Consider the following 13,644-nt stretch of genomic DNA (forward strand, 5'->3'; position numbering starts at 1 on the left):
CCGAACTTCGCGATGTCAACCCATCATCTTTCGGTCAGTCTGAAGTCATAGCCTCGCAAGCATGGCATCCCCAGGCACGCCCCCATCCGGCCCCGCAGGCAACGACTTCACGACCGGCGACGCCCCGGCCAACAACACCACTCCCGCGACCCCCGCACCGACCGGCACCGAGCCCGCGCTCAAGGCCAAGCCGCGCCCCGACGGGTCCGCTCCCCGCGTTCTCGTCTTCGGCTCCACCGGCTACCTCGGGGGGCGCCTCGTGCCGCGCCTCCTCACCGCCGGCTACCGCGTGCGCGTGCTCGCCCGCAACGCAGGCCGCGTCGCCGCCTACGACTGGGGCGACCAGGTCGACGTCGTCGTGGGTGACGCCGACGACCCTAAGGCCGTTGGCGAAGCGATGCAGGACATCGACGTCGTCTACTACCTCGTGCACGCCATGGGCTCAGGCTCCGACTTCGAGCGCACCGACCTGAAGCTCGCCGAGAACGTCGCCGAGCAGGCCGCGCAAGCGAACGTCTCCCGCATCGTGTACCTCGGCGGCCTGCATCCCGACGACGCGAAGCTCTCGAAGCACCTGCGCTCCCGCAAGGAGGTCGGCGAGGTCTTCCTCAACTCGCCCGTGCCGACGATCGTGCTGCAGGCCGGCATCGTCATCGGTTCAGGATCGGCGTCGTTCGAGATGGTCCGCCACCTCACCGACGTGCTTCCCTACATGCCGGCCCCGCAGTGGGTGCGCAACCACATCCAGCCCATCGCCGTGCGTGACGTGCTCCACTACCTCCTAGGTGCCGCCCGAGTGGAAGCGGATGTGAACCGTCCGCTCGACATCGGCGGGCCAGACGTGCTCAGGTACGGGCAGATGATGAACGGGTACGCGGTGAAAGCTGGCCTTCCGCAGCGTGCCATCGCCTCGCTCCCCGTCTTCACGCCCGGCCTCGCATCGAGGTGGGTGAACCTCGTCACGCCCATCCCGAAATCGATCGCCCGCCCGCTCGTCGAGTCGCTCCAGAACGAGTGCGTCGTCAAGAACCGAGACGTGGACGCGCTCATCCCGCCGCCCGAGGAAGGCCTCACGACGTACCTGCGAGCCGTCGAGCTGGCGCTCGGCCGCGAGAAGCTGCGCGCGACCGAGACCAGCTGGCGAGACGCGAACGTGCACAACTCGCCGAGCGACCCGCTGCCCGCCGACCCCGACTGGGCAGGGCAGACGGTGTTCACCGACGAGCAGTCGAAGGAGAGCACGGTGCCGCCCGAGCAGCTGTTCCGCGTCATCGAGGGCATCGGCGGCGACAACGGCTGGTACTCGTCGAAGCTGCTCTGGGGAGCCAGAGGCGTCATGGACAAGCTCGTCGGCGGTGTCGGCCTGCGGCGCGGACGCACGAACCCGGACCGTCTCGCCGAAGGTGACGCCCTCGACTTCTGGCGCGTCGAGACGATCGAACGTGGCGGTGAGCACGGGTCGCTGCTCCGCCTTCGCGCCGAGATGCGCGTCCCTGGGCTCGCCTGGCTCGAGATGCGGGCCGTGCCCGTCGGCGACGGCGAGGGCGAGACGAACGCGCAGGGCGACGGCGAGAAGGATGGGGAACGCATCCGCTCGCGCTACGAGCAGCGCGCCGTCTACTTCCCGCAGGGGCTGCTCGGCCGCCTCTACTGGGCGGCCGTCTTCCCCTTCCACGGCTTCATCTTCGCGACGATGGCCTCCCGCATCGTCGCGACGGCAGCCGCGAACGCGGACGACTGAGGACTCCCACTCACATCCCTCCGGCCGGTCCCTCCGGCTGGTCCCTCCGGGCGACCTTCTGGGGCCCCGCATCCACACGGAAAGTGCCGGTTCGTTGCTCGACGAACCGGCGCTTTCCGTGTGTCTGCGTGCGGGGTGACGGATGAAGGGTGGCGGGCGTGGATGCGGGTGCGGATGCGCGTTCTCGCTCAGCGAGAGGGATGCTTTCGTCGGGCGGTGCGTCCTCCATAGCCTCGCAGCGAGCGCCGCGCACCGGAGCGCAGGCGCCGCTCGAGTCAAGGAGGATTCATGAGCACCGAACAGCGCGTCGCCATCGTCACGGGAGCAGCACGGGGCATCGGCAAGGGAATCGCAGAGCGTCTCGGCCGGGACGGACTGCACGTCATCGTCGCCGACCTGGAGGGCGCCCAGGCCGGCGTCGAGGAGACGGTCACCGCCATCGAGCACGCGGGAGGCCGCGCGACGGGAGCTGTCGTCGACGTCACGGATGAGGCATCCGTCGACGCCCTCGTCGAGTTCACGGCCGAGAAGGCCGGGAAGCTGGATGTGTTCATCGCCAACGCCGGCATCGCGCAGGTCGAGTCGCTGCTCGACTACTCGAGCGCCGACTTCCAGCGCGTGCTCGACGTGAACGTCACCGGCGTCTTCTACCAGTACCGCTCGGCGGCCAGGCAGTTCATCAAGCAGGGCGGCGGTGGCAAGATCATCGGTGCGGCGTCGATCGTCGCGTTCCGCCCGTTCGCGCTCCTCGGCCCGTACTCGGCGTCGAAGTGGGCCGTGCGCGGCCTCACGCAGGCAGCCGCGATGGAGTGGGCGGAGCACAAGATCACGGTCAACGCGTACGGTCCCGGCATCGTGGGCACCGCCATGTGGGACCTCATCGACGAGAAGCTCGGCGCGAAGCAGGGCCTCGCGAAGGGTGAGGCGCTCGCGGAGAACGCGAAGTCCATCCTCCTCGGCCGAGTCTCCGTGCCGAACGACGTCGCTCAGCTCGTCTCCTACCTGTCGTCCGAGGACTCCGACTACGTCACCGGCCAGACGATCCTCGTCGACGGCGGCATCCAGTTCAGCTAGCCCCCCGCCCCTCTCCCGCCCCGCCGCGCGGCCGGCCGGCCCTCAGCCCCTTGCAACACCCGTCGGGGTTCCGCCCCCGCCCCGCCCCGCCGCAGACCTGGGCCTTGCGCATCCTGTCTCTGAAGCGTGGATGCGCTTGCCCAAGGTCTGCGGCGTCACCGGCGGAAACCTTGGGGTTGCGCACGGCCTGCGCGAAGGGTGGATGCGGAAGCCCCAGGTCTCCGCGCAGGATTGGCTGAGGGGTGGCGGATCCGCGCGTTGTGTACCGCCCGCCCGCCCGGGCTAGGGGCCGGTCCCGGGCAGCACTGTTGAAGCAGCCCTTCGGCAGACCTAGGTCTTGCGCATTCGCTTTCTGCGGTGTGGGTGCACCGGGCCAAGGTTTGTGGCGTCGCCCGCGGAGACCTTGGGATGCGCGCGCGCATTGCGTCAGATTTCACCGCACGCAGGGAGTCACATCTCGCCGAGGAGACGCAATCGCCGCTCACGGAGACCGTGCGCGTGCCTGATGAACTCACTGGGGTCCGGCCAGAGGTCCGAGTGCGTGAGGCGTTCACCGTGCCAGCCCAGGTTGGTGACAAGCCGCGCTCGCTTCACGTCCCGTCGCCACTGGCTTGGGCTCACCAAGTGACCGAGGCCCTCGAAGTCGTAGGCGATCTTGGCTTTGAGGTCGGCGCAGTCGGGCCGAGCCAGCTCCACGCCGCCAAGTTGCAGTGAGTGCTGCACCGCGAGCTCCGGGTACCCGGAATCGTGGAGCGCGAAGCGCATGAGGCTCTCATACGGCGACTCCACCTCTTCGCGAATCTGCGGGGTCATCTCGCGGAGCACGGAGGAGCCGTAACCGGGTGACCACTCGGCGACTGCGCTCGCGAGGGCCGCGCGAGTCGTGAGGTTGCCGTTCCAGACACGGTTCGGGTAGTTCCGTGCGACCGTCACGAGCGCGTCGCCGAGACTGAGCAGGTCCGTCCGCGCGGCGGAGGCATTCGACCGCAGCAGATCACGGCTCATCAGGCAGTACAGCAGTGTCGGGTGCGGCAGGAGGACTCCCTCGAACGCAAACGTGCGCCAGAGTCGCAGCGGCACGATTCGTGTGACCACGCCGGGTCGCCGCGGGAGGTTCCTGCCTTCCGGCACGATGAGATGCACGCGTGTGTCGTTGAGCAGCGGCCACGGCAGCGGGAGACCGAGCACGCGAGCCGCCGAGATCGCCCCGTATGCCTGCGACTCTTTCAAGAGCGGTGCGTACTGCAGGTCGTGGGCTCGCAACCTGCGGCGGATGGAAGCGGCCTTAGCCTCATGCTCAATCATCGGCTCGAGTGCGAGGGCGTCGACGCGCACTCCGTGAAAGGGGCGCTCAAGGCCGCGGTTCTGCAGTCGGCCCCTGCCCACCCCGAGCGCTTGCGCATCCGCGACCGTGAAGCTCTGCCCCCGGAGCTCAGCCGGGAGCTCTGTCCGAAATCGCGGGGGTCTCTGGCCCGAAGTCATAGGCCGAAGCTAGACGCGGGCCAGCATCCACGGTCTTGGGGAACTACTGCCTGTGGAGAGACCACGGGCTGCACTCCTGTGACAACGCAGTCAACCCCGGCGCTGGCGGCGTCACGCGTGGCGAGACGTGGGGGTTGCGCATGCTGCGGGGGTGGTGTGGATGCGTTGGCCCGAGGTGTGCGCTGGCGCGGTGGGCGGCGCAGGTGAGACCTGGGGCTTGCGCACGCCGGTGGAGTATGGCGGATGCACAAGCCCCAGGTCTACGCCGGGACGGGGACGAGGACGGGAGCGAGCGGGGCAGGGGCGGGGCGCGGGGAGCGCGCCTGCGGGCGCTACGCGGAGAGGGGGGCCTTCTCGCGAAGGAGCGCGATGAACTTGCCGAACCAGGGGCCGTTGTCGTTCCAGGCGCGGGCGCTCACGAGGTTGCCGTCGACGAGGGCCTCCGAGCTCTCGTAGGTGCCGCCGCCGGCCTCGATGTCGGCCGCGATCTCGGGGAAGCCTGACGTGGTACGACCCTCGAGCACGCCCGCCTTCGCGAGGATGATCGGCCCGTGGCAGGTGACGGCGACGGGGGAGTCCTCGCCGAAGAAGTGCCTCACGATGCGCTTCACGTCCTCGTTGTTGCGCAGGTACTCGGGGGCGCGCCCACCGGGAACGACGAGGGCGACGTAGTCGGAGGGGTTCACGTCGGCGAGGGCGATGTCGGCGTTCCAGCCGTGCCCGAGCTTCTCCGTGAACGTGTCGTAGCCCTCGAAGTCGTGCACCACGAACTGCAGGCGCTTCTTGGTCGGGGCCGCGATGACGGGCTCGTAGCCCTCCTCGCGGAGCCGCTCGTACGGGTAGAACACCTCGAGGGTCTCGGAAAAGTCACCGGCGAGGATAAGGACCTTGGACATCGTTGTCTCCTGTTCTCAGTTGCTGCAGGCGCGAAGGGTGCTGCCTGCGGGATGCGCGGGGCCGTTCTCATCCGCCCCGACACGTCACAGACTCCCGTCGCTGCGACCACCCAGGCAACGCCGTTTCTTGCATGTCGAGAATGCGAGTGGTGAGGAGAGGATCGTGCGGGGCACCGTATGAGCACCGCATCCACCGCCGCGTCGCCGATGACGCGAGGCGGATGCTGGCCCCCACCGGCACCGGACGGTTCGAGTCTGGCCTCGACGGGCCTATCGGGACCACCGCATACCAAGACCTCAATGGAGAGGAGAGCGACACCCATGGCATATCCGGCCAAGTACCCCCAGCTCAACGAGACAGAGCTCACCGAGCACGCTCGAGATCTGCTCGTGCGCGTCATCCGGGTGGCATTCCCGCACCCGTCCTTCCCCGATTCGCCGTACGAGCGGACCGCGCAGATCATCCTCGAGGAGTCGAAGTCGTCGACGTGGCTTCGGGTGACGCTCACGCAGGGGCTCCTCACGCTCGACTCCCTGTCGGCGGGCGACTTCACCGCCCTCGACGAGGACCAGGCGACGGCCGTGCTGCGCAGCATCGAGCACACCGACTTCTTCGGCTTCATCCGCCGCACGACGGTGCTGAACCTCTACGACGACCCGGAGGTGTGGAAGGCGGTCGGCTACGAGGGCTCCTCGTTCGAGCTCGGCGGGTACGTGAACCGGGGCTTCAACGACCTCGACTGGGTGCCTGAGCCACTCATCGAGGAGCCGGCGGATGTGCCGTTCTCGCCGCTGCCCGGACTGAAGCGTCCGCAGACGGGTGCCGTGCGCATCCCGGCGGCATCCGCAGCCGAGGCGGCCGGCGACGGCAACCCCATCTCCACCAACCAGCCAGGCGATCTCGCCGCGAGCCACGAAGGAGTCGAGCGATGACCGAGGACACGGGCGCACGCCCCACGCAGTTCGGGAAGCCCATCTCGCAGGACGACGAGGTCGTCGTCGTCGTCGGCTCCGGGGCGGGAGGCGGCACGATCGCGCACGAGCTGACCGCGAAGGGCATCCCGGTGGTTGTCCTCGAGGCTGGCCCGTACCTGCAGAACGAGGACTACGAGAACAACGAGTGGCAGGCCTTCAACCAGATGGCGTGGCTGGATGCGCGCACCACGAGCGGGTCGTGGCGCATCGCGAAGGACTTCCCGAACCTTCCCGCGTGGATCGTGAAGGCGGTCGGTGGCACGACGACGCACTGGTCCGGCGCGACGCCGCGCTTCTACGAGCACGAGTTCAAGGCGCGCAGCACGTACGGTCGCGTCGACGGGGCGAACCTCCTCGACTGGCCGATCACGCTCGACGAGCTCGCGCCCTGGTATGTGAAGGCCGAGGACGCGATCGGCTCGACGCACACGGGCGGGCGGGCGCCGCTGCCGGCCAACAACAACTACAAGGTGCTCGCCGAGGGTGCGAAGCGGGCCGGGTACACGCACTATTCGACGGGGCCGTATGGGACGAACGCGGAGCCGTACGACGGGCGGCCCGCATCCATTCAGGACGGCTTCAACTTCCAGGGAGACAAGAACAAGTCGAAGTGGAGCACGATGGTGCGCGAGATCCCGCGTGCCCTCGCGACGGGGCTCCTCGACCTTCGCACGGAGAGCCACGCCGTGCAGATCACGCATGACGTCGACGGGCGAGCGGATGGGGTGCTCTACCTCGACCGGGATGGCAACCTGCAGCGTCAGCGGGCGAGGGTCGTCGTCGTGGCGGGCAACTCGATCGAGACGCCACGCCTCCTGCTGCTGAGTGCGAGCTCGCTGTTCCCCGATGGCCTCGCGAACTCATCCGGCCAGGTCGGGCGCAACTACATGCGCCACACGACCGGTTCGCTGTACGCCCGCTTCGACAAGCCGGTGCGCATGTACCGCGGCGAGACGATGGCCGGCGTGATCCGCGATGAGTCCGGCCACAACCCGAGCCGCGGCTTCGTGGGCGGCTACTTCATGGAGACCCTCTCGCTCGGGCCCGCGTTCCTGGCGAGCTTCGCCGACCCCGGCGCGTGGGGCAAATCGTTCACCTCGGTGCTCGACGCCTACGAGAACACGGCCGGCATGTGGATCGTCGGTGAGGATCTGCCGCAGGAGTCGAACCGCATCACCCTGAACCGCTCGGTGACGGATGCGAACGGGCTGCCCGTCCCGAACGTGCACTACGACGACCACCCCAACGACGTGGCCATGCGCGAGCACGGCTACGACCGCGGCACGCTGCTCTACGAGGCGGTCGGTGCGGAGCACGTGCACCGCACCCCGCCGTATCCGTCGACCCACAACCTCGGGACGGCGCGCATGAGCGAGCGACCAGAGGACGGGGTCGTCGACCGGTGGGGTGCATCCCACGACGTGCCGAACCTGTTCGTGGGCGACGGATCCGTGTTCACGACGAGCGCCGCGGCCAACCCGACGCTCACGATCGTGGCGCTCGCCATGCGCCAGGCCGACTACCTGGCGACGCAGCTGCGCGCCGGCGAGCTGTAGGGAGACGTCATGAGCCACGCGACACTCACCGCGGGTCCAGTCTTCACTGCGCATACTGCTGCGGTGAGTGTCGACGTGGATGCCCCCGAAAGCAGATCCGCCCCCTCGATCGCCGCCGTGCCTCCCCTCGAGGGCGACGCGGGCCCGGGTGCGGCGTCGGCCGCGCCTTCCTCGAGCACGCTCAAGGCGCTGTCGCTGCTGGAGCTCGTCGCCCAGAACGGCGGCGCGACCGCGACTGAGATCAAGGAGACGCTCGGGTTCTCGCTGCCAACCGTCTACCGGCTCGCCCAGCTGCTGGTGGATGCGGACTACCTCGTGCACCTGCGCGAGGAGCGCCGGTTCGAGCTGGGCTACAAGGTGCACGAGCTCGGCCGGGCGCTGCACCAGCAGCTCGGGGTCTCTCCACCCATGCGGGCGGTCGTGCAGGCGCTGCACGAGGCCGGCGACGTGGCGGCGTACTTCGCGGTCTACCGGGGCACGGATGTGGTCGTGGCGCACGTCGCCGACTCGGCGCGTGCACAGCGCATCCGCCCCCTCGAGTTCGGCTTCCACGAGGCGACACACGCGACGGCGTTCGGCAAGATCATCCTCGCCGGCATGAGCGTGGAGGAGCGTGACTCATTCCTCGACGCGAACGGCATGCCCTCGTTCACGGATGCGACGATCACGTCGCGCGACGAGCTCGAGCGACACCTCGAACGGGTCCGGCTGCGGGGCGTGGCCTGGGAGCGTGAGGAGTTCGTGCCAGGTCACACGTGCGCGGCCGTCGGCGTGCGCAGCGCCTCGGGTGAGGTGATCGGAGCGGTCGCACTCTCGCTCGAGTCGCCGCGTCTCGGTCATCGCTCGGACGAGCTCGAGCGGCTCCTGCGCGGGGCGGGCGCGAGGGCCAGCCACCTCGTGCGCCGCGGACGGTAGGCTCGCGCGGCCCGGGGTCAGTCGGCGGATGCGCCCAGGAACTCGACGTCGGTACTGGCCGTGAGCGGCTGGTCCGTGACATCCGTGACGGTCACCGTGATCGTGTAGGTCCCCGGCGTGCCGAGCTCGAAGGAGATGTCGCCGCAGACGGTGTCGTAGTTGCTGGCGAGGGCCTTGGCGGTGCGCGTGATCGTGTCGACGCCCTCGGCGCTCGCGGTGTACTCGCAGGTGCCGGATCGAGTGACGCCCGAGACGCGGGCCTCGGCCGTGATCCACGAATGCCGGTCGTCGGCGGTGGCGGCGAAGATCAGGTCGCCGGCGGCCTCCGTGGCGCCGCCCGGCTGGTCAGGGGGAGCCGACGAGGCGGGGGGAGCCGGCGCGAACGTGCCGGTGGCTGATTCCGAACTCGCTCCCGATCCGGCCGCAGTGCATCCGGTCAGCGCGAAGGCCGCCGTGAGGGTGGCCACGACTCCAAGGCCCGCTGTCTTCCAGCGGGCCGGGGAGCTGCGGCGTGAGGTCATGGGTCAGGCTCGGTCTTGGAGCTCCTTGACCGCGCGCGCGAAGTCGCGGGTCTGCAGCACCTCGAGGGCGGCCCCGGCGTCGGATCCGGCCGAGACGACGCAGAGTTCGTCGATCTTGTTGATGAAACCCAGGATGCGGCCGTCCTTGACGACGCGATACGTGTGCTCGGAGAGGCGGTCGACTCGGCCCTCGGCGGGCATCGTCGCGGTGAGAGGTGGAACGGGGAATGGCATGAGGCTCCTGCCGTCATTGGCGACCGTCTCGAACGGATAGTCGCATCCTCGCGCATCGACATGTGCGCGGAGCCACTTCCACGGGATCTGTGGAGGGTTCTCACCACATCTGTGGGAAGGCGATACCTCCTAGAAATACGCTACCCAGCCGATGGCCGTTCAGCTCTTGCCTCGCGGGGCGCGCAGGTGCTAGCCAAGACAGATGGTTCGACTGCGAAGGTGGACGCCGACTCAATCCGCGTGGACGCGGCAGGCAGCCGGGAGCGGTTTCAGCTACCGGGACGAGCGCGGTGAGCGCATCGTCGACCCCGTGGTGCGCGCTCGACTCGCATCGCTCGCCATCCCGCCGGCGTGGCGAGACGTGCGCATCGCGCCGCACGACAACGCGCACGTGCTGGCGGTGGGCGTGGATGCGCTTGGCCGCACCCAGTACATCTACCATCCCGACTGGACCGCGAAGCGCCAGATCGTGACCTTCGACCGGGCCCTCGAGCTCTCGCGCGTGCTGCCGTCGGCGCGCCGCGCGGCGACCCGCGCGCTTCGCACGGTGAATGACGGACGTGAGGCATCGCTCGCGGCGAGCTTCAAGCTCCTCGACACGGCGTTCCTGCGCGTCGGGAGTGAGCGGTCCGCGAAGCAGTTCGGGCACCGCGGACTGACGACGCTCCTGAACCGGCACATCTCGCTGCAGGATGAGCAGGTGCTGCTCGAGTTCAAGGGCAAGAGCGGGGTGCCGTGGAGCGCCCTCATCGAGGATCTCGAACTCGTCACGTTCCTCGGAGAGCGCAGGGAGAGCGGGTCGCCGGGGCGGCGCATCCTCTCGTGGAAGGACGGGCGAGCGTGGCGTCGCCTCTCGGCTCGCGAAGTCAACGACGACATCAGGGCGCGCACGAGGGGCGAGTTCACGGCGAAGGACTTCCGTACGCTGCACGGCACGGTCTTCGCCGCGAGTCGACTGGCCGAGCTGGGAGTCGGGGGAACGGTGCGCGAGCGCACGTCACTTGTGGCGCAGGCGGTGCGGGACACCGCCGAGCTGCTCGGGAACACGCCCGCGGTCGCGCGGTCGAGCTACATCGATCCGAGGGTCATCGAGGCCTACGCCCAGGGTCGAGTCGTCGAGCCGGGGCGCGGGTCTGGGGAAGCGGCGCTGCGGAAGCTCCTCCTGGGCTCGTCCAGCTGACGGCCAGGTCGCGCACACGGGCCGTCCACGTTTCGGGGAGGTCCGTGCGAGACGGTGGATGCCTGCTCGTCGCGGGAGCACATCCCGGTTGCGACTGAGCAGCACACTCTTTCCCCCGACGAAAGGACGATCAGCAATGACGACTCTCGACACCAAGCGCGTGGCCTTCCTCCTCACGAACGACTTCGAGGACAGCGAGCTCACGAGCCCATGGGGCGCCGTGACCGAAGCCGGAGGCGATGCGTCACTCGTCTCACCCGAGTCCGGCAGCGTGACGGGCAAGAACGGGCATGAGCAGGCCGTCGACGTCGCCTCGGGCGACGCCAGAGCGACTGACTTCGACGCGCTTGTCCTGCCCGGCGGAGTCGGCAACGCGGACCTGCTCCGCCTCGACGAGGCGTCGGTCAGCTTCGTGCGCGACTTCTTCGAGGCGCACAAGCCGGTCGCAGTGATCTGCCACGGCGCGTGGATCCTCACCGACGCGAAAGTGCTCGACGGGCGCACGCTCACGAGCTTCCCGAGCCTCAAGACCGACCTCATCAACGCTGGCGCGACGTGGGTCGACGAAGAGGTCCACGTCGACCAGGGCCTCGTCTCGAGCCGAACGCCAGACGACCTCCCCGCCTTCAACGCGAAGCTCGTCGAGGAAGTCGCGGAGGGCAAGCACCGGGGCCAGACCGCCTGATCGGCTCCAGCTCTTGATGTGAGGGGCGGGTGGATGCACGCATCCACCCGCCCCTCACGCGTCCGCGCCTGCGCGGCGGCGCCCGCGCGAAGATGAGGCCGCTCTCATCTTCAGGCCACTGTGCGTCTCATGAACACTCACGAGACTTGGGGCTACCGGGGCGAAGTCACGCCTCGGCAGTCAACAGGAGGCAGCAGCCATGAACAAGAAGAAGAACACCTGGATCATCGTCGGTTCGGCCAGCGCCCTCGGTCTCGGCATCCTGACCGTCGGCGGGGCGGGCGTCGCCAACGCCCTCGAGGTGCGCGACGTGCCCGGCGAGCAGCTCACCCTCTCGACGCCGTCCGCGACGAGCAGCCCAGTCGCATCCACCACGCCGTCGGCCTCCCCATCGACGGGCACCAGCGCCTCACCGACCGCGACGCCCGTCTTCAGCTCCCCGAGCCCCGTCTCGGCGCAGACCCCGCAGAGCGTGCCGACAGTCCAGAGCCCCGTGTCCGCGCAGAGCCCCGTGAGCGCCCAGAGCCCCGTGTCCGCGCAGAGCCCGGTGAGCGCGCAGACGCCGCCGTCCGTCCCGAGCGCGTAGTCGGCGTTCTCCACAGCTGAGCACGTTCCCGGGCTGTCGCGCTGCGACCCGGGTAGGTTCGAGGCAGAGCCGCGGGACGCTGCGGCCGAGAACTCGGTTCGACACTCAGCACGACAGCAGCTCAGCGCAGCGCCGCAGGAGGAGCACATGTTCGCAGCAGCCAGGCAGGTGATCGAGGCCGTCGCCACGGGCACCGGCCGCGAGGTGGCGTCGGTCACGCTCGCCTGCGCTGAGCCGAGCGGCGACGGCGTGCTTGCCGGTTACGACGTCGAGCTCGCGTCGCTGCAGGGACCGGACGAGCGCATCCGTCTGTTCATCGACACGGCGACGAACCCCGCGGCCGCTTCGGTCGCCGGCGAATCGCAGCAGTGGACCACCGTGCAGAACCCCGCGACCCGCGAGCAGGTGCGCGTGTGGCGCTACCCGCACGACCCCGCCCTTCCCGCCCTACCCGCGACCGCGTTCCCCGACTCCGCGCGCGAGACCGCGGCGCGCTTCGGCGCCGTCGGCGAGGGGCAGCTCGAGATGCTCGCGTACCGGCCAGGGCGCCGGGCGGTGCTGCGTCTCGCCGGCCCCGAGGGGACCCTCTTCTTCAAGGTCGTCCGACCGGGGCACGCGGAACCGCTGCATCGCATCCACGAGGAACTCGCCGGTGCCGGCGTGGCAGTGCCGCGAAGCCGAGGCTGGAGTGAGGCGGGCCTCGTCGCCCTCGAGCGCATGCCGGGCGTTCCCGCCGACTCACACGTGCCACGAACACCGGACGCGCGGCTCGCGTTCCTGCGGGAGCTGCAGTCACTGGTCGCGTCCATCGGCGCCGCCAGGGTCTCCCGCGGGGCCCGCGCGAGCCTGACGGCGGGACTCGACTGGTACCTGCTGCGCCTCTACGACCTCCTCCCCGCGCGCAGGGCCGACATCGATGGGGTGGCCGCGTGCATCCGCGCGGAGGTCGCCCGTGCGCGCCCGGGGCCAGCGCGCACCGTGCACGGCGACCTCCACCTCGGCCAGATCTTCGTCGAGCCGCACGCCCAGACCGACGGCCGCGCCACGATCACGGGCGTCGTCGACATCGACACGGCGGGCGTCGGCGACCTCGCCGATGACCTCGGCGGACTCTATGCACACGCGATCGTGACCGCCCTCACGCACGACCTCTGCGGAAGGGCCGAGCTCCGGACCTCGACGTTCGAGCTCGCCGAACTCGTGCGCCTCGCGTGGGGCGACTTCGCGCACACCTGGAACAGCCCAGGACAGGCCGGAACGCTCACCGACGACCCCGACCTGAGCATCCGCGCCAACGCGGTCGCCCTCACCCACCTGCTCTCGCACGCCTTCGGCGCGGCGGTCCGCGGCGGGGCCGGGCTCGACGCGCTGCCGGACCGCATCCTCGACTTCGCCGTCGCACTCTCGAAGGAGCCGAGACGATGACCAGCCAGAAGCCCCGCCCGCGTTGGCTGATGCTTGCCCTCGCGAGCGCCGGCGCGCTCGCGATCGCGCTCGCCGGGGTCACGTTCGCTCAGGCCATGTCGCTGCGCTCGTCACCGGGCGAGTCCCTCGACGTCGGGCCCATCGTCGGTGCGCAGACTCCCGTGACGACCATCAGCGTGACCCCGTCGCCGACTGCCCCGGCCGGCACCGGCTCGCCGTCGCCCAGCAGCGTGCCGGACCCGGTGCAGCCCTCGCTGCCGACGGGGAGCATCCAGGCGCCCGTACCGGTCGACCCCGTCGGGCCGTCGCAGATCGACGACGACGACGATGATGACGACGACGATGGGGACGACGAGGACTGACCTGCGGCGCGG

14 protein-coding genes are annotated in these 13,644 nt (G+C 69.6%); 10 read left to right on the forward strand and 4 right to left on the reverse strand.

The features are described 5' to 3' along the window. Positions 1-61: 61 nt before the first annotated feature. The gene (locus HDC34_RS16270; RefSeq protein WP_179557804.1) at positions 62-1,741 is read left to right on the forward strand and encodes an SDR family oxidoreductase; all 1,680 of its coding nucleotides are present in this window, start codon (positions 62-64) and stop codon (positions 1,739-1,741) included. Positions 1,742-2,029: 288 nt separating this feature from the next. Then, positions 2,030-2,815: an SDR family NAD(P)-dependent oxidoreductase gene (locus tag HDC34_RS16275; RefSeq protein WP_104287516.1), complete on the forward strand. Its 786-nt coding sequence runs from the start codon at positions 2,030-2,032 to the stop codon at positions 2,813-2,815. Between the two features lie 450 nt (positions 2,816-3,265). Here HDC34_RS16275 and HDC34_RS16280 read toward each other — a convergent pair whose 3' ends face one another. Together HDC34_RS16280 and HDC34_RS16285 are read right to left on the reverse strand one after the other, a co-directional pair. Further along, entirely contained in the window at positions 3,266-4,120 is an 855-nt protein-coding gene (locus HDC34_RS16280) for a hypothetical protein (protein ID WP_179557805.1), read from the reverse strand. A gap of 509 nt (positions 4,121-4,629) precedes the next feature. Then, on the reverse strand, positions 4,630-5,193 hold the full coding sequence (locus HDC34_RS16285) for a DJ-1/PfpI family protein (protein ID WP_104312965.1): 564 nt from the start codon (positions 5,191-5,193) through the stop codon (positions 4,630-4,632). Between the two features lie 321 nt (positions 5,194-5,514). On the opposite strand from HDC34_RS16285, the gene HDC34_RS16290 reads away from it, so the two are divergent. The 3 genes from HDC34_RS16290 to HDC34_RS16300 are packed head-to-tail and all read left to right on the forward strand — an operon-like array spanning position 5,515 to position 8,639. Further along, positions 5,515-6,126 (forward strand): hypothetical protein, encoded by a 612-nt coding sequence (locus HDC34_RS16290; RefSeq protein WP_179557806.1) that lies wholly within the window; start codon positions 5,515-5,517, stop codon positions 6,124-6,126. Then, positions 6,123-7,724, forward strand: a complete 1,602-nt coding sequence (locus HDC34_RS16295) for a GMC family oxidoreductase (RefSeq protein ID WP_104312964.1) — start codon at positions 6,123-6,125, stop codon at positions 7,722-7,724. Before HDC34_RS16290 ends, HDC34_RS16295 begins: the two co-directional genes overlap by 4 nt. A 9-nt stretch (positions 7,725-7,733) precedes the next feature. After that, positions 7,734-8,639 (forward strand): IclR family transcriptional regulator, encoded by a 906-nt coding sequence (locus HDC34_RS16300; RefSeq protein WP_179557807.1) that lies wholly within the window; start codon positions 7,734-7,736, stop codon positions 8,637-8,639. 17 nt (positions 8,640-8,656) lie between these two features. Here the strand turns inward: HDC34_RS16300 and HDC34_RS16305 are convergent, their stop codons facing one another. Then, a complete protein-coding gene (locus HDC34_RS16305; protein ID WP_179557808.1) occupies positions 8,657-9,160 on the reverse strand; it encodes a hypothetical protein in 504 nt (167 codons plus the stop codon). 3 nt (positions 9,161-9,163) lie between these two features. Beyond that, on the reverse strand, positions 9,164-9,394 hold the full coding sequence (locus HDC34_RS16310) for a hypothetical protein (protein WP_151424219.1): 231 nt from the start codon (positions 9,392-9,394) through the stop codon (positions 9,164-9,166). A gap of 202 nt (positions 9,395-9,596) precedes the next feature. Between HDC34_RS16310 and HDC34_RS16315 the strand changes: the two genes are divergently transcribed. The 5 genes from HDC34_RS16315 to HDC34_RS16335 all read left to right on the forward strand — a co-directional run bounded on the left by HDC34_RS16315 (position 9,597) and on the right by HDC34_RS16335 (position 13,632). Beyond that, entirely contained in the window at positions 9,597-10,574 is a 978-nt protein-coding gene (locus HDC34_RS16315) for a DNA topoisomerase IB (protein WP_179557809.1), read from the forward strand. A 136-nt stretch (positions 10,575-10,710) separates the two neighbouring features. After that, on the forward strand, positions 10,711-11,259 hold the full coding sequence (locus HDC34_RS16320) for a type 1 glutamine amidotransferase domain-containing protein (protein WP_179557810.1): 549 nt from the start codon (positions 10,711-10,713) through the stop codon (positions 11,257-11,259). Between the two features lie 199 nt (positions 11,260-11,458). Further along, a complete protein-coding gene (locus HDC34_RS16325) occupies positions 11,459-11,845 on the forward strand; it encodes a hypothetical protein (RefSeq protein WP_179557811.1) in 387 nt (128 codons plus the stop codon). A 147-nt stretch (positions 11,846-11,992) separates the two neighbouring features. Then, complete coding sequence (locus HDC34_RS16330) at positions 11,993-13,270, forward strand: phosphotransferase family protein (protein WP_104312957.1); 1,278 nt, start codon at positions 11,993-11,995, stop codon at positions 13,268-13,270. Continuing rightward, positions 13,267-13,632 (forward strand): hypothetical protein, encoded by a 366-nt coding sequence (locus HDC34_RS16335; protein ID WP_179557812.1) that lies wholly within the window; start codon positions 13,267-13,269, stop codon positions 13,630-13,632. The genes HDC34_RS16330 and HDC34_RS16335 overlap by 4 nt, the downstream gene beginning before the upstream one ends. The last annotated feature ends 12 nt before the right edge of the window (positions 13,633-13,644 follow it).

The sequence above is a fragment of the Pseudoclavibacter sp. JAI123 genome, from assembly GCF_013409665.1.
In the GTDB taxonomy this organism is placed as follows: domain Bacteria; phylum Actinomycetota; class Actinomycetes; order Actinomycetales; family Microbacteriaceae; genus Pseudoclavibacter.

Coding starts and splice junctions, on each gene's coding strand:
- HDC34_RS16305 (WP_179557808.1), bottom strand. CDS start 9,160: ATGACCTCACGCCGCAGCTCCCCGGCCCGCTGGAAGACAGCGGGCCTT.
- HDC34_RS16275 (WP_104287516.1), top strand. CDS start 2,030: ATGAGCACCGAACAGCGCGTCGCCATCGTCACGGGAGCAGCACGGGGC.
- HDC34_RS16285 (WP_104312965.1), bottom strand. CDS start 5,193: ATGTCCAAGGTCCTTATCCTCGCCGGTGACTTTTCCGAGACCCTCGAG.
- HDC34_RS16335 (WP_179557812.1), top strand. CDS start 13,267: ATGACCAGCCAGAAGCCCCGCCCGCGTTGGCTGATGCTTGCCCTCGCG.
- HDC34_RS16280 (WP_179557805.1), bottom strand. CDS start 4,120: ATGATTGAGCATGAGGCTAAGGCCGCTTCCATCCGCCGCAGGTTGCGA.
- HDC34_RS16290 (WP_179557806.1), top strand. CDS start 5,515: ATGGCATATCCGGCCAAGTACCCCCAGCTCAACGAGACAGAGCTCACC.
- HDC34_RS16315 (WP_179557809.1), top strand. CDS start 9,597: ATGGTTCGACTGCGAAGGTGGACGCCGACTCAATCCGCGTGGACGCGG.
- HDC34_RS16270 (WP_179557804.1), top strand. CDS start 62: ATGGCATCCCCAGGCACGCCCCCATCCGGCCCCGCAGGCAACGACTTC.
- HDC34_RS16330 (WP_104312957.1), top strand. CDS start 11,993: ATGTTCGCAGCAGCCAGGCAGGTGATCGAGGCCGTCGCCACGGGCACC.
- HDC34_RS16325 (WP_179557811.1), top strand. CDS start 11,459: ATGAACAAGAAGAAGAACACCTGGATCATCGTCGGTTCGGCCAGCGCC.
- HDC34_RS16320 (WP_179557810.1), top strand. CDS start 10,711: ATGACGACTCTCGACACCAAGCGCGTGGCCTTCCTCCTCACGAACGAC.
- HDC34_RS16310 (WP_151424219.1), bottom strand. CDS start 9,394: ATGCCATTCCCCGTTCCACCTCTCACCGCGACGATGCCCGCCGAGGGC.
- HDC34_RS16300 (WP_179557807.1), top strand. CDS start 7,734: ATGAGCCACGCGACACTCACCGCGGGTCCAGTCTTCACTGCGCATACT.
- HDC34_RS16295 (WP_104312964.1), top strand. CDS start 6,123: ATGACCGAGGACACGGGCGCACGCCCCACGCAGTTCGGGAAGCCCATC.